Origin of the sequence: Pseudomonas sp. PvP025, from assembly GCF_017832155.1 — a bacterium.
In the GTDB taxonomy this organism is placed as follows: Bacteria; Pseudomonadota; Gammaproteobacteria; order Pseudomonadales; family Pseudomonadaceae; genus Aquipseudomonas.
Window position 1 is genome coordinate 5643195 of record NZ_JAFIBJ010000001.1, and the last position, 22750, is coordinate 5665944.

Below are 22750 nucleotides of genomic sequence, written 5' to 3' on the forward strand. Positions count from 1 at the left end.
TTAATCCCGGTCCGATAACTGGCTGCGCTGACGGGCGCGTTTCTCGTTTTCAATCTTGTTGAGCATGGCGCGCAGGCTTTTCTCCATGGCTTGCATGTCCATGCCAGGGGCCGCTGCAATGGTGATCTGGTAGGTGTCGTGGCTGTCATAAACCGTCGATGTGCCCGCACTGCTGATCGGAGGACGATCATCGACCGCTAACGCCGGCATGGCTGTCGCGGTGAGGGCCATGGTGCCGGCCGCAGTGAGTTGCTTGCCCATGCTCGCCAGCGCGTTGAGTGGCCCCTTTTGTCCACCCTCCAGGCCCTTTGTCAGCCCTTCCATGGTGAAGCCGCCCAGCTCAGCGAAAACCCGCGACGGGCTGTGAATGCCGAGCTTTTCCTTGAACCATCCGATGCTGGAATCACCGATGGAACTGATAGCACCCTTCACGGCGCCGAGCCCGGCGGTCAAGCCTCTTACCAGACCGTTGACGATCATGCCGCCGAATTCAGTGAATTTGCCGGGCAGCTCAGCGCCGAAGTAATTCATCACACCAGCGAATGCCTGGTAGAACAGCCCGAGCGGGTTGAAGCCAGTGATCAGTTGCAGGATGCCCTTCAGGCCCAGGTCAAAGCTCGCTTTGATTGTGGACCACACACTGACTACGCCAGTCGCGATTGACCCGATGGCGCTTTTGATAGCGTCAAAGCCAGCGGTCAGACCGTTGACCAGGCCGTTGATCATCATGCCGGCGAACTCTGTGAATTTCCCAGGCAGCTCCATTCCGAAGTAACTCATCACCCCGGCGAAGGCCTGGTAGAACATCCCCAGTGGGCTGAAGTTGATGATCAGCTGCAGGATGCCCGCCAGGCCCTGGTCAAAGCTGGCTTTGATGGTGGTCCACACGTTGACTGCCCCGGAGGCAATCGAGCCGATGCTCTGCAGCAGTGTCATGACCATGTTGCCAAAGGCGGCACCGAAGCGCTGGCCCATCGACTGCGCGGCACCGCCTACGTCTTCGATCGGCTTTAATAGGTCGCTGAACCAACTGATCACACTATTGATACCGGAAGAGATCATGTTGAACAGCGGTCGGACGATCCTGCCCAGCAGACGCAGTGCGAAACCGATAACCGGAATGGAGTAGGTCGCTTTGGCCAGGCTGACCAGCAAACCGCCGAACTTGCCGAACCCGGCAAGGACCGGCTGCAGGGCCTTAGTGAGCCCCTGCCAGAAGCCGAGGAAGAACCCTTTAATCGGCTTCCAGTACTTGTAAATCAGCAACGCGGCGGCGACCAGGCCCGCGACAGCGGCGATCAGCCACCCGACCGGGGTTGCCAGGATGGCCGCACCGACCGCGCTGATGGCGCTGCCGAGCATTGGAAACACGCTGACTGCCGCAAGCCGCGCAGAATTGATTAGGGTTGGAATGACACTCACCATGCTGCCGGCGGCGCGACTGGCCGTGACCGTCTTCCAGATTCGTCCCATCCGGCCCACCTCTACACCGGCGCCTGCAGCTGCGATGCGGGTTCCGATTAGTTGCGCTTTGATACTGCCCAAGCGAATGCCGAACATCGCCATGCCGTACCGCAGCACTGCGAAGGGGCCGAGCATGCTTGCCATGGTCAAGGCCAGTGTGCCGAACACCACCGCAGCAGCTGCTACAGCGGCCACAACTTTCACCAGGCCTGCGGCCAACTTCGGGTTTTCTCTAGCCCAAGTTCCAACCCCGTTGGCAAGTTCGCCCAGGGTGCTAATGAGGCTCTTCAGCTCGGGAGCAACAGCAGCGCCGAACTCTGCCTGGGCGTTGGTGAAACTGCCCTCGGCGGCTTCCATGATGTTGGTTAGAGTGCCGAGCTGTTCGTTGACGCGGGTACGCAGATCAGCCTGGGCTTGCAGCTTTTGCTGGGCTTCTTCGTAACCCGCCAGACCCTTATTCCTCATGGTGTTCAAAACACGCATGGTTTCGGCGTCATCACCGAACAGCTCCTTAACAATCGCTTTCCGGTCTTCGTCATTGAACGCTTTGAGCTTTTCTACTTGCGCGTACAGGTTTTTCAAACCTGCGAAATTGCCCTTGTCATCGGTAAATTTGAGTGAAATATCCTTGCCGCTGGATTTCGCAATGTTGTTGGCTTTTTCGACCTTGTCCTTATTAAGGCCCGCGTCGAAAATCTTGCGGAAAGCGTTACCGGCTGAGCCTCCCTCCATGCCTACCTGGTCCATCATGACGAGTAGGGGGGCCAACTCCTTGGCTGCATCGAGCCCTGCCTTTCTGATGTTATCCATAACAGGGGCGATGTTGCCGAACCCCTGCAGCATGTTGCCCGGGTCAACGCCGGCGTAGAAACCACGCTGTATGGTATCCATCAGGGCCATCATGTCTTTTTCGGCGGTTCCGGTAGCGTCCTGCATCTTGGCGGCGAATTCCGCTGCCTCTGTCGCTCCCATGTTCAGCTGCACACCCAGGTACGCAGCCGCTTCACCAGTGCCGCCCAGGATGCTCTTAGCACTCAGGCCCTGGCGCCGAAGCATCGTCATCATGTTCTGGAAGTCTGCAGTGGTACCTGGCAGGCGGTCGCCCAGCTTGGTGGCCAGGTCTGTGATCCTCTGAAAGTCCTCCGAGACCTTGCCGGTGTCGTCCATCATCGACACCTTGAGCTGAGTGGCTGAATCCTCATTCGGGGCAAAAGCTTTGATTGCCGACACCACTGGGCGGCTGGCGGCATAGCCCGCGCCAAGGCTGGTGGCGCCGGACACAGCAACACTGCCAGCAAGGCTCTGGGTTTTATCGTAGGTGGCGCGGGCCTTCGCCAGGCTGTCCTGCTTGCGCTTCAGCGCATCCAGTTGGTCCATCTGCAATTTCATGGCTTGGGTGGCGGTGTCGATATCGCGCTTGAGCTTCAGCTCGTGCGCGCCCAGGGCATTGGTGTTGATGCCGGCGTTTTTGAGCTGCTCGCCGAGGTTGGCAAGCTTTACCTGCTGTTGGCCGTACTGCTCGCCCAAGCGTTTCGACTCGGCGGTGTGCTGTTTCAGCAGCGCGAGCTGGTCCTTGAACGGGCTTTCCAGGCGGCGGATCTCGTCGCGCAGACTGGCATGGCCCGCACGACTGGTGCGCAACTGCGCGTTGTTGAGTGTGAACCGGTCAGCCAGGGCCTTTTCCTTGGCTGCGAGCTGGTCCAGCTGGGTCTTGCGCTCCCGCTGTGCGGCTGTGAGGCGGGTGTATTCGTCGTGCTGCGCTCGGGTCAGGGCATTGCCCTTTTGCATCACCGTATTGAGCGCGGCGATTTGGCTGGCTGATTGGCGGTGTTCGTCGCTCATCAACCCCAGGGCATTGCGTGTCCCGGTGAGTTCGCGCTTGAGGTCGGTCTGACTGGTTTTGAGCGCGTCGACCTTCTGCCGGGACTTGTCGAACAGCGCCTGAGTCGGCGCGAGCTGCTGCCGGACTTTGGCCGTTTCGCGGGCGAGTTCGCCTACCTTGGTGTTGTTGGCGGCGAGCGCCTCGGATGTCGCGCGGGTTGCGGCCTGCAGTTCGCGCCAGGCGCCAACGTCGCGTTGCTGGGTGTTGAGTTCTTTCAGGCGGTCGCGAGCGGCTTTGAGGGCGCGGGCGGATTCCTTGCTACCGCCCGTGATTTTGTTCAGCGGACCTGTGGCTTTGTCGATGGCGCTGAGCAGCACCTGAAGTCTCAGATCATTCGCCATCGTTGGAACTCCGCACCCTGGCGCGCTCGCGCCAGTCCATCAGGTCTTGCAGGCCCAACTGATCCATATCAGCCGGTGCCCAGTGAAAAACCACGGCCAGATCGGCCATGGCGTCCTCTACGCGACGAGGGATGCATCCGTCTTCGCCGACTTCTGCAACAAAAAACCAGAGATTTTGCTGCTCAGGGCCAGCAGGTCGGCAGGGTCCATGCCGGCGACTTCGATGGCGGTGAGGCTCGGAGAGCTGATGCGCGGCAGAACTTTGATCAGACTGCCGACGTCCATCTGCAGCAGCTCCACCAGGCTCACGCCGCGCAATTCACCGGAGTTCGGCTTGCGCAGGGTGATGCTTTCGATGCTGGTGGTGCCACGACGGATCGGCGTGTCGAGAGTGACGGTGTTGTCGTCGGCCAGTTGCTGCACGTCGGGCTGTTCGATGGCTTCGTTCTTCATTGGATTTGCTCCTGGTGATTAAAGGGTGAGTCTCGATTGAGCGGGCGCGTCAGATGCCCATGGCGGTGCGGTGCTTCTCCAGCATGTCCACGCCGTTGACCTTCTCGACAAAGTTGAGCAGGTCGATTTCGATGATTTCTTCGCCATCCACGGTCAGCTTGTAGTAGCTGCAGGTGGTTTTCATGGAGTGCTCAGTGTCCTCACCGGGCTGGGCGTCGCCCATTTCGATGGTTTCGTGGCGACCGCGCACAACCACTTCCACATTGCTGACTTCGCCCGTGTCGTCTTGCTGGTAGGGGCCAGAGAAACGTAGTGCCACGCTGTTGGCACTGACGGCGCCGAACTGGCGCAGAGAGATCAGATCGAGGCCACCGGTCTTCCATTCGAACTGGATGCCGTCGTCGGACATGCCCAGGTCAGCTTTGACCGGGCCATTCATGCCGCCGCCGCGATAGCCTTCCATCTTGCGGCCGAGGGAGGGCAGGGTGAGGGACTTCACCAAGCCGAGGTAGCTGTTGCCGTCATTGAACAGGTTGAGGTTTTTGAGTTTGCGAGGCATTGCCATGGCGGTGTTCTCCGGGATACGGGGTCAGGGTGAACTCCCCTTGCGGGGAGGCCCGGTTTAGCTGTTGATGCCTTTGGCGAAGTCGATCAGGTAACGGTCGGTGATTCGCTGGCGGAAGGTGAGGTCTTCAAGCGGGGGCACAGGGGTGTAGTCGTAATCAACCCACAGCTTGCCGGCCTTGAGGGTGTCCTTGGTGTTGACGTCGTCGGGATACCAGCAGCTGCCGCCGATCAGATAGCCCTGGGACTTCAGCTCGCGCATCTTGGCGTTCACGCCTTCGACCAGGTCGCGTACCAGAGAGGCGTGCATAGGCCTGTCGATAGCCCACATGTGCGCTTCGCCCATGGTGTCGGCGATGATTTGCGCGGTGCGGGTGTAGTTTTCGAAGGCGAACAACGGGTCATCGCTGCAGGTGCGGCTACCCCAGAAGCGGAAGCCGTTGGCGTTGATCAGGGTGGTGACGTCGTTGCTGTTCAGGTAGTTGGCGTCTGTGGCCGGGTTTTGCAGATCCCAGAACACGTCGGCACTGATACCGGTCACGCCGCTGACGGCCACGTTGGACAGGGTTTTATGCCAGCCTGTCTCCTGATCGATCTTGGCGCGCAGGCCCAGTGCACGGGCCACGGCCGAGGCGGTGGTGGTCTTGTTGGCGACGGTGTCCCAGTTCTGGAAGTCCGGCCAGATCACCATCATTTCGCGGGCGCCGAAGTTCGCGCGGTAGGCGACCACCTCTTCCTTGGTTTTGCAGCCCCAGGCGCTGACGTACGCAAAGGCCCGAAGGTCTTTGGCGATGGCGCCGAGTGCGGTGGCCACCGGCAAACTGTCCAGGCCAGGCACGCCGAGGATGCGCGGGGCCATGCCCACGCGAGACTTGGAGGCGAGCAGGGCTTTCATGCCGGTGTACTGGCCGGTCGGTGTGGTGCCGCCGATCAGGGCGCTGGTAGTGGCCGCTTCGTCGGCACCTTCTTTGACCCGCACGACGATGACATAGGGCTTGGTCTGGTCGGCGATGCCTTGCAGGCTCGCGGCCAGGGTGCCCTTTACGCCGGCTTTGCCGACGGCAGTCTGCACGTTGGTGATCAGGACGGGCGTGTCCAGAGGGAAAACGAGTGGGTCCGCATCTTCAGCCGTGCAAACCATGCCGATAACTGCGGTGGGAATAGTGCGAATGGGTCGGGTGCCGTCGTTGAGTTCGATGACCCGCACGCCGTGGAGATAATCGGCCATGGGTTGGTGCCTGCGCTGTGATGGAATGACAGTGCAGAGGTTGCCGCGCGCGCGCCGGCTGGGCGAGCGCGGCACCTTGTAGGGGCCGCGTTTACAGGGGGAGTTTTATCGAGCCTGGTCTTTGATCCAGGCGGGAGGTACTGGACGGTTGTCGGCGTCTGGAAAATTGTCTGACTGAGGCCAGTCGCGCAGCTGCTGCATGTACGTCAGCAGTTCGCCATATTGGTCGGCGGTGAGGGTTGTCTCGCCACCCAGCTCGGCCTGGTCCCGGTGGCGCTCGCGAAGCCACGCGACACCCTGAAGTTCCAAGTCTCGCCAGCGGCGCTCTTCCATGGCCGCTTCTTCAGCGGTCGACTTGGGTAGAGTTTGACCGCCATCGGCCACCCATTCCAAGTACGACACCCAGTCCTTGTTGCCCATGTCCTCTGGGACAAACACCTGATCAGTCAGTCGCTGAACACCTGCAGGAGTAAATTTGTACGCAACATCATTCATCGTCATTACCTCAAAGTTCCGCGTCGGCGGTCCACTCAATTTGCAGGGTATAGCCTGGAATGGACCCGGCGGGTGGCAGGCATGAAAGCGCAAAGCCTGTCGCCCATAAGCTCTGGATATTCGTGCCAGTGCAGGGTTTTACAGAGGATTGCGCCCAGATCTCCGACGAATTTTCACCAGGTGAAAACAATTTCAACGTAGGCACCACACGTTTCACTTCCCGGAATTCCATACGCAAAGCTGACTGTGAGGCCTGCGCTGCGGCGGATTGCGTGAAGGTGGCTATACAGCTGGACGGCCCGTTGTTGGATTTGAGGGGATGATCCTGCAGGAACGACTTTTCGAAGTAGCGCAGGCATGCGCGGTACTCCTCCTGGTGCGTCCTGTAATCGTACGGAGTCGCCACGCTGCCAGGCTCGATCTGAACGTTGGTAATGTCCGTGTAGTGGGCACCAGTCCCCCAGCTGGCAAAGATAACTTCCAGGAAGTCGTTGGCGACGCCTTTGTTCTTGTTCACCACCCCACCCAGATCGAGGGTAACGACGTACTTTTTGTATACCGTGGTCAGCTCCACCGAGGTGCCCACATCCACGTTCGGCTCGGTTGAATTCACCCCAAAGTTTTGACGAAGAATCACTGCGCACGTATGTGGAACGCTGGTTTTCATATAGAACGAGACGGTCACCTTCCCGCCAGCCAGCGTTTCGACGTTCTCGATGCGCTGACTCAGGTTCCAGCCCTGGCCTTCACCCTGGCGCGAAAGTCTCAGGGCAAATTTTGCCTCGTTGATATTGGCGTCCTGCTCGAGCGGCAGTTGGCTCCAGTTGCATGTGGCGTTTTTCGGGCTGTAAATCATCCAGCGGTCCGGGCCGAACGTGCTTTCGGGGTCGCCGTTGGCTTTTCCGACGACGCCTGACTTGCCCCGCTGCCATATCTGGAATGCACCGTTGATCAACCGGTTCTTGCGGAATACGTGCACCGGGAACTGCTGGAGTGGGCTCTCGATCTGATTGCGTACTGTCTCGGTGTTCGCCACCCGCTTCGATCGGTCATTAACCGGTGGGGTCGGGGCGTTCTGCCCACCTGCCCATTGAAACGAAAGAGGCGTGGTGCCGAACACAATCGGCGCGTCAGTGATCAACTGCCAGAGCGTGTCGCCATTGGCGGCGCCGCGCTCAACGTGAACCAACAAACCAGGCGTCACCTCCACGCCGATATCGGCATCAGCAGTACGGGTCCAGATTTCGGCGGTGGTGAGGTATAAGCCATTGTCTTTGCCCTGCGCCTGGTCTTTCACCAGCACCCGCGAACCCACCGGCACCGCCACGCCGTCGATAGTCTGCGCACCGGCCAGGACTACTGGGCCGGTGGTCGCTACCAGCACCGACTGCTTCACATCCTGCTGATTGATGGCGTCAGTGATGGAGTCCGTCACGAACTTGCGAGTGGCGAGCACCACTGCCGGATCAATCATCAGCACCACGTTTGCCGCGCTGGAGACGATGAAGTTCATGCGCACCACCTGCGTCCGGCCGGAGCCCTGAGACATCAGCGGCTTGTAGCTGGGGGCGCAGTTCGCCACTGCGACCAGGTCTCCGTCACCGTCGTACAGTCCAATCTCCCGAATCCACCACCCGCCCTCGTCGGCCGGAATGATCTGTTCGGCGATGAGGATGTTGGCGTTGGCAGGATCGATCGACAGTTTGTTCAACTGCCGACGGCGGCGCTCGTTGATCAATTTCTTCTGGTTACGGTCTGGGATCGGGTCGGTGCCATTCGCATCACCCACCCCCATTTCGGTGAGTTTCCAGGGGATGCCCAGCGCGTCCGCGTTGGCCTGCTTGGCTTCACCGACAGCGGTGAGAATCGCAAAGAACTGAGAGTTGGGATCAATCATGGGTAGATGTCCAGTGTGTCGATGGAGTGTTCCCGACCAGCGGCGCCGATGTAGCACTTGAGGTTGATAACCCCTGGTACTGGCGGGTAAATGTCGAGCGTGTCGATGGTGTGTTCGCGTCCAGGTGCGCCGATTAAGCCTGTGGTAACGATGTCTCGGAGGACCGGCGGATAAACGTCGATTTCATCGCCGTCGTATGTGCTCGCGAAAATGTTGATGCCACCGGTGGTTTCAAGACTGATAGCCAGGCCAGTCAGGTGACGCGTAACGGGCCTCGCGTCGTCGATCAGCCAGGTCAGCTCCTGATACATCTCCTCGGTGATGCCGGTTTCCAGCACGCCCACCTTGATGGCAAACGTGCCCGGTACGCCGTTCGGCGTGGTTTGCCACCACTCCAGCACTTCAATCAGGTAGCCGAGCGGTTCCACAACGCGGCGCAAAGCGCCGATGGTGCCTTTGCGCGAGTGGACGTAGTGTGATGACCGGATAGCTGCGCGTTTCGCTGCTTCGGTCCACTTGCTGTCCCAACGATCAACGGAGAAAGCCCAAGCCAGATAGGGCAACAGGTCGACGGGACAGGTGTTCGGGTTGCAAAGCTGTCGCAACGGAATAGGGACGCGCTGGATCTGTGCGAGCGCCTGTGCCGCCTGACGTTCCAGCGGCGTAGCGTTTCCCGGTAGCAGCTGCTGCACACCCATCACTCAACGCCTCGGCTTAAGGTGATGCTGGTGCAATAAGGTGCTTGAGCCTTGGTCGCGACGATGTCTACCCAGTCTTCCAGTTCGACTTTGCGCACGCCTTCGACGTGGAGCGCGGCATGGAGGGCCGATTCCGAGACCTCCATGCCCAAGCGGCGCCGTTGATGAACGTAGGCCAGCAGCCGCTGTTCTGCAGCAGCCAGGATAGGTTCCGACTCCGGGCCGCTCGACAGCAGATAGAGCTTGGCCTTGACCTGGTAATTCAGGATCTGCGCGCCCTGGACGGTGAGACGGTCGGCCACCGGCCGGCGGTCATCGTCGCTCAGGTAAGCGTTGACGACGGCAAGCAGCTCGGGGGGCGCCGTGCCATCGCCCAGCAATGACTGGACTGTGACCACGGCTACGGCAGGCGAGGGGCTTTCGGCGGTGGCGTCGGCCACGCGGCCGTCCGCTGCCCTGGCGTGGAAGATGTAGCTGTTGCGCGGGCCGGCAGTGCTCAATCCTTCCCAGGCCATCTGCGCACGTTCGCGCAGACTGTCATCGCCTTCCATCAACGTGAGGATAGGCGGGACCGCATTGGCTTTACCTTGCTGAATCACCAGGCGCTTGACGTTGAAGTTGCCGGCCAGCTGTTCCAGGTCGGTGCCCCGCGCGGTGGCGAGCAGGTTGGCGAGCGATGCTTCGTTGACTCGCTGACGCCATACGGTCTCGCGGTAGGTGTTTTCCTGCAGCAGCTTGGTGAGCGGCTCCGACTCTATCTCCAGGCGTGCCGCGATCTGGGCCTGCTCGTCGGCCGGCCAGAGGCTGATCATGTAGGCCTTTCGCTCGGCCAGGATCTGTTCGAAGTCGATCTGCTCGACGATCTGCGGCGGCGGCAGCTGGCTGAGGTCGATGGCGGCGAAACTGTTCATACACTGCCTCCCAGCTGCAGCGGCACGCTGAGGCTCAACGGCTCATTGGTATCAACCACCGTGCCCTCCAGATCGATCGAGGCCTGGCCCTGCATGTTTGCTCCCGCGAACTGCACACGGCTCAGGCTGATGCGGGTTTCCCAGCGCATAAGGGCCATGACCGTGGCTGCATAAACGCGCAGACGGTTGACGTCGTTGAAGGGGTGATCCACCAGCTCGGGCACCAAGCTGCCGTATTCGCGGCGCATTACACGCGTGCCAATGCGGGTGGTCAGGATGTCGGTGATCGCCTGACTGATGTGCTCGCGCTCGCTGATGGCGCCGCCGGTGTGTCGGTTCATGATGCGATGGGCACCCCAGATTGATCGCTGCCTTGCTTAACGCCAGAGGTCAGGTGATTTACCAGGCTCACCTTTGCCGCGACGACGTCTTCCGAAACGTCGATTCGGCCGGTGACGGTCTGATTCCCGGTCTGGATGTAGTCGCCTTTGTGTGTGATGTCGCCGACCAGGTTGATGCCGCCGGTGCTAATCAGATTGGTGGTGCCACCGTCGGCCAGCGTGGCGTTGAGATGGTGGGCCACGCTGTCGTACTCGATCACCGTGCCGTCCGCGTAGGTACGACGGTGCAGGCCTTCGCGGTTGCCGTTGGCCGGGATGTGGTCACTGAACACGCCCGTCACGACGATCCCGTTGGCGAGTTGGCCGGATGGGCTGAACAGGATCACCTGCTCGCCGAGGGTCGGCGGGTCCCACTCGCGATCAGACCCGGCGCGCAACGCCAGCCAGGGCAGCCAGGCGGTGGTCAGTGTTCCGGTCGTGACCTGCACACGCGGGGGCTCCATCTGCACAGCGGCGATGACGCCGAAGCGGATGAGGTTTTCGAGCAGTCGAGAGAGGGCGGCGAGATCGTTCATGGCGCCGATGGTGGGTCTACACACGCGAGACTGCATCTTGCTGGGCTTGTGAGAAGGTCAGCTACAAGCGCTAACTCGGGACAGGTGTATATTGATAGCGAGGAAGCTTGTTAGTGGCAGAAAAAGAAGTATCGAACGTCTATTTTTTTGCCGTCAGTGTTTTTTTTGGGGGGTGAATATGAAGTACGTAACACCATCTATTGCGGAAACAGCATTTAATTGTCCTAGATGTGGGGCGCTTGCTAAACAATTTTGGTATAGGGTTTTAATGGATGCCAAAACGCAGGATGCACCGCTTCCCCACTTAATAACAAAGAGCGAAATTCCTCATTACGCTGATGGGTACACGGCTAAATCTCCGGAAGACGAAGCAGCGCACAAAGGATTTGTAAAATGGCTATATAGGATGGCGGCAGGTGATATTTTTTCTGAGGAAAAAAACGGGTATGAGTCTGTGAAGGTGGACTTATTCAATGCTCATGTTAGTAAGTGCTTCAATTGTGATGGCGTTGCATTTTGGATATCTGATCGGCTTATATATCCTCAAACTGGAATCAGTATTCCGGCGAATCCTGATATGTCAGAGGATATACGTAAGGATTATGAAGAGGCCAGTTTGATATTGGAACAGTCTCCTAGAGGTGCAGCAGCGCTACTGAGACTCGCTATTCAAAAATTGTGTAAAGAACTTGGTCAGCCTGGAGAAAATATCAATAAAGATATCAAGGCCCTTGTCGCTTCTGGGCTCGATACACGCGTTCAGCAGGCGCTAGATGTAGTAAGAGTAATTGGCAACAGCGCAGTGCATCCCGGACAGATCGATTTGCGTGACAATAAAGATACCGCCACAATGCTGTTTAAGTTGATAAATCTTATTGTTGAAAGAACTATTTCGGAGCCGAAACATGTAAGGGAAGTCTATGAGGCTCTACCTTTGTCTGCGTTAGAGGCAATTAAAAATAGGGACGGAAAGCAAGAATAGTAATTTCTTATTGCGCTAAGTGAGCTAGTAGGCTGTCTTTGATTAAATCCAGACTTTCTTCATTGAAGCCTAATAGTTCACGTCGGTCGTATCGCACCTCTATAGCGCCGCGCTCCGCGCGGTCCTTCAATCCGTAATGGTGAACTCTGGCGATCCTAGCAATGCGCCCGGTGAAACCTACGGTAACCGCATTGCTGTCGCCTCGGGCCTTCATGTAGGTCGTGGTACGCAGCTTTTTGAACATCTCAACCTTACGCCGGATACGGCCTTGCTTGCCTCGCAAGTCCCGCTTTTTCCGTGGTGCGAACTTGCTGCCATCCGGGTTTTGCTGTGTCAGTACTCGCTTTTGTTGGCTGCGCCGCAGTTCCTGACCGATGGAGCGGGCGAGCTGATTGCGCGCACTTGGCTGCAGCTGCTCAAGCAGGCCGGACGCCCAGGTCTCAAGCGCTTCCAGCTTATTTGTCATCGTGAGCCATCCATTCGCTGGCGTTGCCTTGGGAACCCGGTATCCAACGCGGATCGAGATAACCAGCCACTCGTTGTGGCTCACCGACATGGCGAACAGTGGTTTTACCTTGATCATCCGTGCCTACCACCACTCGTTCCGTCAGCCGCAATGTAAGGCCCAGATCCACTTTTTCTTTATCAAGAATGTCGGCTTCGAACTGAATACCGGTCTGCATTTTTTCGTAGTTTTCCAGCAGCTCCGGTTGGTTGATGCTGATCCACCCCAGTACGGGCAGCATGACGCTGTCAGGGTGACCCGCAAAGGCGGTCAAGATGATCTGCAGATCGTAGCTGTACTCAAAAGAAAGGGTCGCCGCAGCGGTGCAGCGCACCTTGCCGTTGTCGATGAAGATCAGCAAAAGGTCGGGGTTGTGCTGCAAGTCGGCAACGGTGGCCAGCAGGTGGGCGCGCAGGCTTTCGGGCTTGTTCATGGGTGGGCCTGCTGGTGTTTGTAGACCATGTCGACCTGTGCTGCGCAATCGGCCCAGGCGGCTTCGGCGCGGTCTTCGTCGTTGAGTAGGTCGCCGTTATTGGCTGGGCTTGTCGCCGGCAGCTGGCACGGCACCACGGCCGGACAGCCAGTCACGGTAAGCTGCGGCGCCGGTGAGGGCGGGGCGTTCACGCAGCCGGCGAGCAGCGTCAGGCAAAGGCCGAGCAGCCCAGTCGCGTAGTTCGTCGTTTTCACGTTTGAGTTCCTCTATGGTTCGTGCGCGCTTTGCCAGGGCCTGGCGCAGTTGATCCTGCTGGGCGCGCAGAGCGGACTGGCTTTCGCGCTCCTGCTGCAGGGTGGTGGCGAGAGTGTTGACGGTCGCCAGGTTGCGGTTCGCGTCTTCGCGGGCCGTTTTGGCGGCGTCATTCGCCCGCGCGGCTTTGCCCTCGGCGGCGTCTATGCGCTGTTGCTGGCCCCAGATCAGCAGCGCCAGGGCGCCGAGCAGCACGATGCCGTACAGAACCTGGCGCAGGGTGCTCACGCCCGGTACCAGCCATGTTTGTTCATGGCAGCGGTGTCGAGCTGTTTAATTGGGCCGCGCACGATTACCGCCCTTGCGTTGTTCATCAGCTGGATGCACTCGGCTAGCCGCACCATGTCTTCCTGTTCGGTCGATTCCGGTACCACCAAAAGGTCACCGTCCTGCACCCTAAGTTTTTGAACCGCTTCAAAGTCGATCATGCCGCCACCCCTTGCCCGCACTCGCAGCTGGCGTGCCGCTCATATGCGCGCTGAAGCTTGGTGTCATAGAGATTGCGCAGGTAGTCCGGGCCGTTGTAGAGACGGGCAAACTCGGCCCATTTGCGGGCCTTCAGGGCCTTGTGCAGCACCGGGTCCGTCTCGATGAAGCGGGTGAAGGCGTCGAATTGCTGCGATTCGCCGGCGCTCATTGCCGCCACAAAGTCCTGCACGCTGGCGTAGCCAAGACGTTGCCAGTGGTAGCCCATGATTTGAAAGGCGCCCCAGGACGCCGATTCCAGTGCGGCCGTGTCGTCGATCTGGCGGGCCATGGCCAGGCGTTGGTGCTCGGCGGTACCGCCGATGTAACCACCGGCCTTCGGGTTGACCTGGGCGGGATTGGTCGCGGCGAGTTCATCGGCATGGCGCTTGACTTCCGCCGGATCGTCGCCAGGGTGTCGAACCTTCGCGAGCTGTCGGTACATGATGTGTCGTTCGAACAGGATCACCGGCTTACCGTTTTCCAGGAAGCCTTTGCCTTTCGATTCCACTTCGTTGACGGCGTAGATAGTCGCCAGCGGCACGCCGAGGCGTTCAGCAGCGGTTACCAGGTCGTGGTTGCGCAGCAGTTGGGCACAGTCGCCGCCTGCCAGGCTGGATTGGGTCTTGGTACCGGCAACGCCATCGGCTACCAAGCCAACTTTCAACTGGTAGGCGCGTACGGCGATCTCGGTGGCGTCACCGTAGTGGCCGTCAGGTACCAGGTTGGCACCGTACCTGTTGAGGTTCTTTTGCAGAATAAGCACCGCCTGCGAGCGGTCGCCGTGGCGAAGGGTGGTGGTCATGCACTGGGCCTCAATAGGGCGGCGACGTTGCCGCGTGAACGGAAAATCAGGATGCAGAGCAGCACGATGGCTGCGGCCTGGCCGAAGCTCGTCGGCTGACGGTCCAGTAGGATTTCCAGACCGCAGATGCAGAGCACTCCGCCAAACAGGCTTGCCAGCAGGGAGATGCTGCGCCGGTACCGCGCATCCCCTCGGGTGTAACAGGCCAGGCGCAGAGCGCTCAGCAAGTAGGCGATTGCCGCGATCAACTGCACGGCCAGTTCGATGTTCGGCATATCAGGTGCCCCCTCGGATGCGACGCCAGATGTCCCAGATGTCCGCCTTTTCCACCCACACCATCAGTTTGATGCTGATCGGGATGACCACCAGGGCACAGAGGAAGGCGCTACCGCCGCTGGTGATGAACGGGATTGCTTGCAAGGCCATGGGGGCGAACAGGTAGCCCACCCCGGCCGATAGGAACAGAGAGCCCAGGCGCTGCCAGACCTTGAGGTCGCGCTTGGTGCTGGTGACCAGCCAAGCGCCGAGGATGGCGCCGAACAGCGCCCCGTCGTCGATGACTGGCGTGACGCTTGCCAGGCCCAAGCCAATGAGCAGGCCGGACACAACGCTGGAAGTCGGATCAGCCATGGTGTGGGTTTCCTTGGTAGCAGTGGGTCAGTCCCATAGGTTCACCATCTGCCGTTGTGACGCGCTGGTCTGGGCTTCGGGCATGTTGATAACGAGACCTTGCGGCAGGACGGGGCCGTGGTCTGCCAAGCCGGGGTTCGCCTGCAGCACCGCTTCGGTGACGCCCGCGGTTCGGCCGTAATACCGCCAGCACAGGGCGTCGACGGTGTCGTTTTGATTGGCGCGGACGGCGACGGTCATCAGATCAGCTCCACCGTGGTGCGGTTTTTCCTGAGAAAATCACGGATGGCCCAGCGCAGGTCGCGGCGGTAGTCGTCGATGGTGGGGGCGACCTCTTCGGCCTGTTTGTTGCCGGTGTTGGTGGCGCTGTAATCGCGGTAGCGCTCGCATACTTCGGCTCCGGTTGCAGCCTCGATCGCGCGACGGTAGAGGTGGGCCTGCACAGATACGTCTTCAATCCGATCACCTGGTACGGTATCCAGGGTGGCGTAACCAGCTGCCTGTTGAGCTGTTCGCCAGTCACTCAGCTCGCGGTTGAGGTTGATAGCGGCAGCGATTACGGCGGTTTCCAAGCGGGCCGGTGTGACGCTGGAGTCGATGCGCAGGGTGGCGCGCAAGCTATCCAGGTCAATCGACGGCCAGAACGGGTCGGTGTTGATGTGGCCGCTGGCGGCGGTGCCGCTGGCTACAAATGCGCTCATAGGGAAGGACCCCGGCTGTCCGCGCGGGTAATCTCACGCCGGATCTGCTGCGTTGTGAGTTCGGGATGTTGCGTGCAGAGGTAGTCAAACGCCCGCACAGCTTTGCGATTCGAAAGGCCCCGTTCGTGCGAGTTGGCAGGCATGATGGCGCCGCATATGACGGGGCCAGTGCAGACGGTGCGGTCGTATGCCTCTGTTTCAGCGACGTACTGTTCAGCCGCTGCAGACATGCGTCGTTCGGATTCCGTAGGGGTGAAAGCACTCTGGTAGAGATTGGCAAAGACGGTGTTCATGACGGCTCCGATAGATCGCCGGTGGTCGGGGCTTCACGTTCAGGAGGAGCGGCCTGGCCGATCCGCCCCGAGCCGGCGGGGTGCGTGGGGACGCTCGGTTAGCTGCCGGTGGCAGCGTGTTTTTTCAGGAGGCGTTCGGCGCCGTCCAAATCTTTTTTGCCGCCGCATCCGTCGTGCAACTCGATGGCGCGCTTGAGCAAATCAATGCCCGCCTGGATCTGCCCCGGTTGACCGGGTTCCTCGGCGGTGATGCCATTCAGGGTGGCGCGGCCGGTCGCCAGGAAAAGCTTGGCGCGGGCTTGGTCGGGCATGTCCTCGTCTTTGGTCAGCTCTACCGTGCGGTGCAGGATCGCCAAGTCGAAAGAACCATTGGCCTTTTGAGCTTTCAGTGCTGCAGTGGCGATTTCTTCCGCCACCAGGCATCCGGTAGTGCGTTCGAAACGGTCCGGCATGATCAGCTTGTGCTTGAGCACGTAGTCGGCAATGTCCAGGGCGCCTCTGTAGTCCTCGACATCGATGCGCCAGATCATGACGGTAGTCATCACGTCGTCCTGGGCGCCGTTGCCAGCCTGGAGCACACCCTCTACATACGGGATGTACTCAGGCAGCAGTTGCAGTTTGAGTGCGGCCTTGCCTTCGTTGGACTGGATGGCCTTCAAGCGCAAGCGGTCCTGCAGCAGCTGATTCAGTTGGTGCTCGTAGGCAGTGGCACCGGCCATGGATTGCTGTGGTGCCGTTTTAGCTGCCTCCATGGCCGCGCGTGCGCGGCGCTGGTGTGCTTGAGCGATGCTGAGTGCCATGGGGTTAACCCTCGCTGCCGGCTTCTTCGACCGGGGTGATGTTTTCCAGCAGGCAACCAAGGCCGTATTCCTCGACCACATAGGCCTCGTTCGACGATTCGAAGTTGCTGACGCGGTTCCACTCCGGCTCCTCTTTGAGGTAGCGGCGGCGCCCACCGATCTGCCAGTACACCGACAGGTTGGCGAAGGTGGTGATGAGGATGGCGCCTTCCGGCATATACGGCACTTCGTACAGGGGCAGGCCACCGACGCGGCGTTGCGAGATGATCAGATCGCTCGCCAGGGTATTGGTCGCGTCCTGGTCCTTATTGACCAAGGCCAAGAACTTGTCGTGGACCAGCTCGCGACCAGTCAGCACTACCAGGCCGGGGTTACGGCGATACCAGGGGTCAAGCAGCTGGATGGCGTCGTAGACCAAGGCGTCGATGTTCTTAAAATCACCGGTTTTGCCGATAGTGATCTTGCCGGCGACGGCACCTTCTTTCAGCACTCGGTCAGGCGCGTGAGTGCGGTACTGCTGGAGCCAACCGATGTTGACGTCTTCCAGTAATGGGTGTGCGGTGCGGTCGGTTTGTTCGGCGGCCGAAGTGCCGTAGAAACCGATTTGGATACGGTCGAGCGCCTGACGTTGGGCAATTGCGCTGGCAAGACGAGTTTGGAAGTCAGGGAACTTCGCCCAGGCGTCGAGCTGCTTGTAACTGACGTAGGTGTCAAAGTCGGTCTGCTCAGCCCGGTATTTGTCGCTGGACAGGGTGCCAATGCTGCTGGGCTCACGCTTCTTGACCTTGGTGTTGGTGCGGCTGGCAACGGTGCCGCCGACGCCTAAACCGACCTTCTCGCCTTCCTGTTCGTCGACGCCGATGACGTTGACTTTGGTCAGGAACTCGCTCGATTCCTGAATCTTGGTTTCCAGTCGCTGCTGGATAGTCGGGTCCACGCTGAACGTGGCGGTGGCCGATTCGACGCCGTTGATCTGTGCCACTTGGGCGAGGTAGCCGGTGAAGAGTTTTCGAGTGTCGTTACGCATGGGTGTCTCCGATAGGGGGCTGGGCGGTTGAGGCCGCAGGTCAGAATTCAGCCAGGGCTTGTTTGCCGCCGCCGGTTACCGGTGGGCGCTGGGCTTGGGAGTGGTCTTGTGTGTTGCCGAGGGTCGTTTTCAGCTCGACCAGGTCTCTGCTGAGCTGCTCGACCTTGGTGTTCAGTTCACCGGAGAATTTCTTCTCGGCGGCAATTTGATCCGGCAGGTCTTTGACGTGGTCGGCGATCGCTTCGACGGCCTGGCCGATCTGGGCGAACTCTGCATCGTCCTTCGCCTGTTTGCCGCCCAGCAGCGCCTGAACCTTGCTGAAAAGCTGGGCGCTGAGGCTGGGTTTGTCTTCGACTTCTTCAAACCGCAGTTCCGTTTCCACGGCCTCGGTGAACATCGACGTCGCTGAGTAGTGGCGGTCCTTGAATGGGCTGGATTCTGGTTTCTGCGCCGAGAAGGACAGCACGTCGGTGCCCAGACTGGCCGGGGAATCGGTCACAGCCAGGCCGACGATGTACGCCTCCCCCGTATCCGAGAAGCTGTCGTCGATTTCGATGGAGGTGTAAATCTTCTGCTTGGCCTTGTTCATAGCGATCAGGTCGGGCGTCGGCTCGACCTGTGCAAACAAGGCCAGCTTCTTTTGACCGTTGATTTCAACTTCTTCGGTCTTGACCGCGAGCACGTCGCCGTAGGCTTTGAACGGGCTGTCTGGCAGCAAACTGCGGAAGTGCTCCAGCCAGATCCGGGCGCCGTAGGTGGATGGGTTGAAGTTTTTCGCCGCCTGTTCCAGCCAACTGCGTTTGATGGTGCGCTTGTCCGAGGTAGCGCCCTCGACGGCGACACGGAACCAATTACTGCGAAATTTCTTCATGCCTGGAATCCTCAATGCGTTGGGCGCTAAGTGCGTTGCAATGAGGGGCATGGTCGTGACGCGCGCGAGTTGCGGCAACGGGACGAGATTGTAGAGGGCGGATCTACAAGGGGCGGCGCTACTGAGTCGCAGGCCAGAGCGGCAGCATCGCGGCCATGACTACGACCGAACTGCTCCCCATCGATCCCAGACGCCAATCCAAGTTTCTCTATTGGATGGGTTGGCGTATCTGCGAGATTGCCGAGGCTACGGGCGAAAAGGAAAAAACGCTACACAGCTGGAAGGCCCGTGACGAGTGGGACCGGGCCGACAACGTTGAGCGGATTGGGGGCGCACTGGAAGCGCGCCTGGTGCAATTGATCCTCAAGGAAGGCAAGAGCGGCGGTGACTTCAAGGAAATTGACCTGTTGCACCGGCAGTTGGAGCGCCAGGCGCGTATTCAGCGTTTTCAGGGGGGCGGTACCGAAACCGAACTCAACCCCAACCTTGCCAAGCGCAACGAAGGGCCGAAGAAGAAGACGCCAAAAAACGACATCAGCGAAGACCAGATCGAGCTGCTGCGCGAAGCGTTTATCGATGGGTGTTTCGACTACCAGAAAGATTGGTATCGGGCGGGAAACCAGCGCACTCGCGTCATCCTCAAAAGCCGGCAGATCGGCGCCACTTACTACTTTGCTCGCGAGGCGTTCATTGATGCGCTGGAGACGGGTCGCAATCAGATCTTCTTATCGGCTTCGAAGAACCAGGCGTACCTGTTTCGCGGGTACATCCAGGCGTTCGCCCGCGAGGTCATTGGTGTCGAGCTGACCGGCGATCCCATCGTTTTGCCCAATGGCGCCGAGCTGTTTTTTCTCGGTACCAATGCGCGCACCGCCCAGGGCTATCACGGCAATTTCTACTTTGACGAATTCTTCTGGACGTTCAAATTCGAAGAGCTGAACAAAGTCGCGTCGGGTATGGCGATGCACAAGAAGTGGCGCAAAACTTACTTCTCGACGCCGTCGACCATGGCTCATGAGGCGTACACGTTCTGGACTGGGGAGCGCTTCAACAAGGGCAAGCCGGCGGCGCAGCACACCAAGGTCGATGTTTCCCATGGCGCGCTCCAGCAAGGGCGATTCTGCGAGGACCGGTTGTGGCGCCAGATCGTCACCATTCTCGACGCTGAGCAGGGCGGATGCGACCTGTTCGACATCGAAGAGCTGCGCCGCGAGTACAGCCCCGAGGCGTTCGCCAACCTGCTGATGTGCGAGTTCGTTGACGACGGTGCGAGCATTTTCCCGCTGACGGTGCTACAGCCGTGCATGGTTGACAGCTGGGTCGAATGGGCCGAGGACTACAAGCCGTTTGCCATGCGCCCGTTTGGTGATCGTCAGGTGTGGGTGGGCTATGACCCTGCGGAAACCGGCGACTGCTCCGGCCTGGTGGTGGTCGCGCCGCCGCTGGTACCGGGCGGCAAGTTCCGGGTGCTGGAACGTCACCAATTCCGTGGGATGGACTTCGCGGCGCAGGCCAGCGTGATTAAAGCCGTCTGCGACCGCTACTGGGTGACGTACATCGGGATCGACGTCACCGGCCTGGGCAGCGGCGTGGCGCAGCTGGTGCGCCAATTCTTCCCCAATGTCACCACGTTCAGCTATTCGCCCGAGGTTAAGACGCGCCTGGTGCTGAAGGCTTACGACGTGATCCACCGGGGCCGGCTGGAGTTCGACGCCGGCTGGACTGACATGGCGCAGTCGCTGATGGCGATCCGCAAAACCATCACCGCCGGCGGCCGCCAGTTTACTTACACCGCCGGCCGCAACGACAACACCGGCCACGCCGATCTGGCATGGGCGCTCTTTCACGCATTGCACAACGAACCGCTGGAGGGGCAGACCTCTGCCAATACCGGGCGGATGGAGATTTTTTGATGTCGAACCGCCGCAGAAATAACAAGCAACTGGCTCAGGCACCCGGCGTGGTAACGCAAGAGTTTATCCCGCGCAGTGACAGCAAGATGGAGGCGTTCAGCTTCGGCGACCCGTCACCCGTACTGAGCGGTTGGGAGGTGTTCGATTATCTGGAGTGCTGGTTTAACGGGCGCTGGTACGAGCCGCCGCTGTCTTTGGATGGGCTGGCACGGTCGGTGGGCTCCAGCGTGCATCTGCACTCGGGCTTAATGTTCAAGCGCAACCTGTTGAGCAAGACCTTCATCCCGCATCGGCTGCTATCGCGCGCGGCGTTCGAACAGTTCGCTCTGGACTTCCTGTGCCTTGGAAACGGTTATCTGGAGGCCCGGCGCTCAATGCTTGGTCCGGTGCGCGAGCTGGTTCCACCCCTGGCGAAGTACATGCGCCAGGGCAAGGACGGCCGGCAGTTCATGGTCCAGGGCTGGAAGCAAGAGCATGAATTTGAGCCAGGCACCGTTTTCCATCTGCGGGAGGCGGATCTGCATCAGGAAGTCTACGGCCTGCCCGAGTGGATCAGCGCCCTGCAGTCGGCATTGCTGAATGAGTCAGCCACGCTTTTCCGTCGCAAGTATTACGAGAACGGCAGTCATGCCGGTTTCATTCTTTACATGACCGACGCCGCGCAGAACGAAGCGGACGTCGACTCCCTACGCAAGGCGCTGAAGGACTCCAAGGGGCCTGGCAACTTCCGCAACCTGTTTGTGTATTCGCCGAACGGCAAAAAAGACGGGCTGCAGATCATTCCTGTCAGTGAAGTGACGGCCAAAGACGAATTCAACTCGATCAAAAATCAGACCCGCGACGACGTCCTGGCCAGCTTACGTATCCCGCCGCAGTTGATGGGCATCGTGCCGCAAAACGCAGGCGGGTTTGGGTCGATCAGGGAGGCGGCGCAGATTTACGCGGCTAATGAACTGGAGCCGATTCAGGCGCGTATGGCGCAGGTGAATGACTGGCTTGGGGAGGAGGTCGTGCGCTTCAAACCTTATGAAATTCCCGTAGGGGCTTAAAACCCCCTGCGCAGTAAACGAGGCGACGAACCGGTGCGTCAACACCGGTTCGACGCTGAATCACTCGAACACGCCGAGTGCTCCAACCAAGGCCTCGCCCCACTGCGCAGGGGGTGCGAAGCCTAAGCGAATCCAATTTCCAAAACAAGGATCACTTATGAGCACACCTATTATCCCGTGGATGGGCGGCAAGCGCCGCCTGGCAGATCGTCTAATTCCACTGTTTCCGCCCCATGAATGCTATGTCGAGGTCTTTGCTGGCGGCGCCGCGCTTTACTTCATGCGTCCACAGGCTGCGCCGGTTGAAGTTCTCAACGACATTAACGGCGACCTGGTGACGCTGTATCGTGTCGTGCAGAACCACCTGGAAGAGTTCGTGCGCCAGTTCAAGTGGGCGCTCAGCTCACGTCAGGTATTTGAATGGCAAAAGATGACCAGGCCAGAGACGCTCACTGACATCCAGCGGGCGGCGCGGTTTTTCTACCTACAGCACCATGCTTTTGCGGGGAAGGTCAGCGGGCAAACGTTCGGGACCGCGACCACAGGGCCGGCTATTAACCTGCTGCGGATCGAGGAGAACCTGTCTGCAGCTTGGCAGCGGCTGTCTGGTACCTACGTCGAGAATCTGGGGTGGCTTGAATGCGCCGAACGTTACGACCGGCCGCATACCTTCCATTACATGGACCCGCCTTACTGGCAGACCGCAGGCTATGGCGTAGATTTCCCCTTCGAAAACTACGAGCGGATGGCCGAGTTCATGCGACGTTGCAAAGGCAAGGTGATGGTGTGCATCAACGATCACCCTGATATCCGGCGGGTATTTGAGGGGTTTCACTTTGAAACGGTGGACATCCGTTACAGCACGGCGAACCAGCGGCAGGGGAAAGCCGAAATTAGTGGAGAGTTGGTAATCATGAATTGGGAACCAAAAGTACTAGGTGGATTATTTTAAACCAATTACAGATTTAGTTTGATAATGAGCCGCCTGAGGGCGGCTTGTTCTTTATGTGAAAGATTTAAGTGTTTGGCGAGGTTCTGCGGGATGAACTTGTGTAATATCAAAAAAACATTTTTGATAAAGTGCCCGCCAACAAAATAAGGATCAATATATAAGT

29 protein-coding genes are annotated in these 22750 nt (G+C 59.5%); 4 read left to right on the forward strand and 25 right to left on the reverse strand.

Going from position 1 to position 22750, the window contains the following annotated elements:
* From JOE32_RS24765 to JOE32_RS24815, 11 genes are all read right to left on the reverse strand, one after another.
* The gene (locus JOE32_RS24765; RefSeq protein ID WP_245229114.1) at window positions 1-3687 is read right to left on the reverse strand and encodes a phage tail tape measure protein; all 3687 of its coding nucleotides are present in this window, start codon (window positions 3685-3687) and stop codon (window positions 1-3) included.
* Window positions 3677-3796 (reverse strand): GpE family phage tail protein, encoded by a 120-nt coding sequence (locus tag JOE32_RS24770; RefSeq protein WP_082430453.1) that lies wholly within the window; start codon window positions 3794-3796, stop codon window positions 3677-3679. The genes JOE32_RS24765 and JOE32_RS24770 overlap by 11 nt, the downstream gene beginning before the upstream one ends.
* Window positions 3797-3804: 8 nt before the next feature.
* Window positions 3805-4140: a phage tail assembly protein gene (locus tag JOE32_RS24775; RefSeq protein WP_209990184.1), complete on the reverse strand. Its 336-nt coding sequence runs from the start codon at window positions 4138-4140 to the stop codon at window positions 3805-3807.
* 49 nt (window positions 4141-4189) lie between these two features.
* Window positions 4190-4705 carry a phage major tail tube protein gene (locus JOE32_RS24780; RefSeq protein ID WP_209990186.1) on the reverse strand — a complete coding sequence of 172 codons (516 nt, stop codon included), beginning with the start codon at window positions 4703-4705 and terminating at the stop codon, window positions 4190-4192.
* Window positions 4706-4762: 57 nt separating this feature from the next.
* Window positions 4763-5932 carry a phage tail sheath protein gene (locus JOE32_RS24785; RefSeq protein WP_200648182.1) on the reverse strand — a complete coding sequence of 390 codons (1170 nt, stop codon included), beginning with the start codon at window positions 5930-5932 and terminating at the stop codon, window positions 4763-4765.
* A gap of 105 nt (window positions 5933-6037) precedes the next feature.
* Entirely contained in the window at window positions 6038-6433 is a 396-nt protein-coding gene (locus JOE32_RS24790; protein ID WP_245229116.1) for a phage tail assembly chaperone, read from the reverse strand.
* 4 nt (window positions 6434-6437) lie between these two features.
* Window positions 6438-8324, reverse strand: coding sequence for a phage tail protein (locus JOE32_RS24795; RefSeq protein ID WP_209990188.1), 1887 nt, complete (start codon window positions 8322-8324; stop codon window positions 6438-6440).
* Window positions 8321-9022, reverse strand: a complete 702-nt coding sequence (locus tag JOE32_RS24800; protein WP_209990191.1) for a phage tail protein I — start codon at window positions 9020-9022, stop codon at window positions 8321-8323. The genes JOE32_RS24795 and JOE32_RS24800 overlap by 4 nt, the downstream gene beginning before the upstream one ends.
* Window positions 9022-9933 carry a baseplate assembly protein gene (locus JOE32_RS24805; RefSeq protein WP_209990194.1) on the reverse strand — a complete coding sequence of 304 codons (912 nt, stop codon included), beginning with the start codon at window positions 9931-9933 and terminating at the stop codon, window positions 9022-9024. Before JOE32_RS24805 ends, JOE32_RS24800 begins: the two co-directional genes overlap by 1 nt.
* Entirely contained in the window at window positions 9930-10274 is a 345-nt protein-coding gene (locus JOE32_RS24810; RefSeq protein WP_014717558.1) for a GPW/gp25 family protein, read from the reverse strand. Before JOE32_RS24810 ends, JOE32_RS24805 begins: the two co-directional genes overlap by 4 nt.
* Window positions 10271-10849, reverse strand: a complete 579-nt coding sequence (locus JOE32_RS24815; protein WP_209990199.1) for a phage baseplate assembly protein V — start codon at window positions 10847-10849, stop codon at window positions 10271-10273. The genes JOE32_RS24810 and JOE32_RS24815 overlap by 4 nt, the downstream gene beginning before the upstream one ends.
* Window positions 10850-11027: 178 nt before the next feature.
* Here JOE32_RS24815 and JOE32_RS25075 point away from each other — a divergent pair, with 178 nt between their 5' ends.
* Window positions 11028-11831 (forward strand): DUF4145 domain-containing protein, encoded by an 804-nt coding sequence (locus JOE32_RS25075; RefSeq protein WP_245229118.1) that lies wholly within the window; start codon window positions 11028-11030, stop codon window positions 11829-11831.
* A gap of 7 nt (window positions 11832-11838) precedes the next feature.
* Here the strand turns inward: JOE32_RS25075 and JOE32_RS24825 are convergent, their stop codons facing one another.
* The 14 genes from JOE32_RS24825 to JOE32_RS24885 all read right to left on the reverse strand — a co-directional run bounded on the left by JOE32_RS24825 (window position 11839) and on the right by JOE32_RS24885 (window position 18673).
* Window positions 11839-12297 (reverse strand): phage virion morphogenesis protein, encoded by a 459-nt coding sequence (locus tag JOE32_RS24825; protein WP_209990202.1) that lies wholly within the window; start codon window positions 12295-12297, stop codon window positions 11839-11841.
* The gene (locus tag JOE32_RS24830) at window positions 12287-12769 is read right to left on the reverse strand and encodes a phage tail protein (protein ID WP_209990205.1); all 483 of its coding nucleotides are present in this window, start codon (window positions 12767-12769) and stop codon (window positions 12287-12289) included. The genes JOE32_RS24825 and JOE32_RS24830 overlap by 11 nt, the downstream gene beginning before the upstream one ends.
* Window positions 12766-12960, reverse strand: a complete 195-nt coding sequence (gene lysC, locus JOE32_RS25080) for an Rz1-like lysis system protein LysC (RefSeq protein WP_241194446.1) — start codon at window positions 12958-12960, stop codon at window positions 12766-12768. The genes JOE32_RS24830 and lysC overlap by 4 nt, the downstream gene beginning before the upstream one ends.
* Window positions 12866-13309 (reverse strand): Rz-like lysis system protein LysB, encoded by a 444-nt coding sequence (gene lysB / locus JOE32_RS24835; RefSeq protein ID WP_209990207.1) that lies wholly within the window; start codon window positions 13307-13309, stop codon window positions 12866-12868. The genes lysC and lysB overlap by 95 nt, the downstream gene beginning before the upstream one ends.
* A complete protein-coding gene (locus JOE32_RS24840) occupies window positions 13306-13509 on the reverse strand; it encodes a hypothetical protein (protein WP_200648175.1) in 204 nt (67 codons plus the stop codon). Before JOE32_RS24840 ends, lysB begins: the two co-directional genes overlap by 4 nt.
* Entirely contained in the window at window positions 13506-14351 is an 846-nt protein-coding gene (locus JOE32_RS24845; protein WP_209990210.1) for an N-acetylmuramidase family protein, read from the reverse strand. Before JOE32_RS24845 ends, JOE32_RS24840 begins: the two co-directional genes overlap by 4 nt.
* Window positions 14348-14626, reverse strand: a complete 279-nt coding sequence (locus JOE32_RS24850; protein ID WP_065932284.1) for a phage holin family protein — start codon at window positions 14624-14626, stop codon at window positions 14348-14350. Before JOE32_RS24850 ends, JOE32_RS24845 begins: the two co-directional genes overlap by 4 nt.
* Window position 14627: 1 nt before the next feature.
* Complete coding sequence (locus JOE32_RS24855) at window positions 14628-14981, reverse strand: putative holin (protein ID WP_019818195.1); 354 nt, start codon at window positions 14979-14981, stop codon at window positions 14628-14630.
* Between the two features lie 27 nt (window positions 14982-15008).
* Window positions 15009-15221: a tail protein X gene (locus JOE32_RS24860; protein WP_209990213.1), complete on the reverse strand. Its 213-nt coding sequence runs from the start codon at window positions 15219-15221 to the stop codon at window positions 15009-15011.
* Window positions 15221-15682, reverse strand: coding sequence for a head completion/stabilization protein (locus JOE32_RS24865; protein WP_209990217.1), 462 nt, complete (start codon window positions 15680-15682; stop codon window positions 15221-15223). The genes JOE32_RS24860 and JOE32_RS24865 overlap by 1 nt, the downstream gene beginning before the upstream one ends.
* Window positions 15679-15975: a hypothetical protein gene (locus tag JOE32_RS24870; protein ID WP_209990221.1), complete on the reverse strand. Its 297-nt coding sequence runs from the start codon at window positions 15973-15975 to the stop codon at window positions 15679-15681. The genes JOE32_RS24865 and JOE32_RS24870 overlap by 4 nt, the downstream gene beginning before the upstream one ends.
* A gap of 98 nt (window positions 15976-16073) precedes the next feature.
* A complete protein-coding gene (locus JOE32_RS24875; RefSeq protein WP_209990223.1) occupies window positions 16074-16775 on the reverse strand; it encodes a terminase endonuclease subunit in 702 nt (233 codons plus the stop codon).
* Window positions 16776-16779: 4 nt separating this feature from the next.
* Complete coding sequence (locus JOE32_RS24880) at window positions 16780-17802, reverse strand: phage major capsid protein, P2 family (protein WP_057704545.1); 1023 nt, start codon at window positions 17800-17802, stop codon at window positions 16780-16782.
* Between the two features lie 40 nt (window positions 17803-17842).
* Complete coding sequence (locus JOE32_RS24885; RefSeq protein ID WP_122484443.1) at window positions 17843-18673, reverse strand: GPO family capsid scaffolding protein; 831 nt, start codon at window positions 18671-18673, stop codon at window positions 17843-17845.
* A gap of 155 nt (window positions 18674-18828) precedes the next feature.
* Here JOE32_RS24885 and JOE32_RS24890 point away from each other — a divergent pair, with 155 nt between their 5' ends.
* The 3 genes from JOE32_RS24890 to JOE32_RS24900 all read left to right on the forward strand — a co-directional run bounded on the left by JOE32_RS24890 (window position 18829) and on the right by JOE32_RS24900 (window position 22587).
* Window positions 18829-20586: a terminase ATPase subunit family protein gene (locus JOE32_RS24890; protein ID WP_124435144.1), complete on the forward strand. Its 1758-nt coding sequence runs from the start codon at window positions 18829-18831 to the stop codon at window positions 20584-20586.
* A complete protein-coding gene (locus JOE32_RS24895) occupies window positions 20586-21635 on the forward strand; it encodes a phage portal protein (RefSeq protein WP_209990226.1) in 1050 nt (349 codons plus the stop codon). Before JOE32_RS24890 ends, JOE32_RS24895 begins: the two co-directional genes overlap by 1 nt.
* A gap of 157 nt (window positions 21636-21792) precedes the next feature.
* Window positions 21793-22587, forward strand: coding sequence for a DNA adenine methylase (locus tag JOE32_RS24900; protein ID WP_209990229.1), 795 nt, complete (start codon window positions 21793-21795; stop codon window positions 22585-22587).
* Window positions 22588-22750 lie beyond the last annotated feature (163 nt).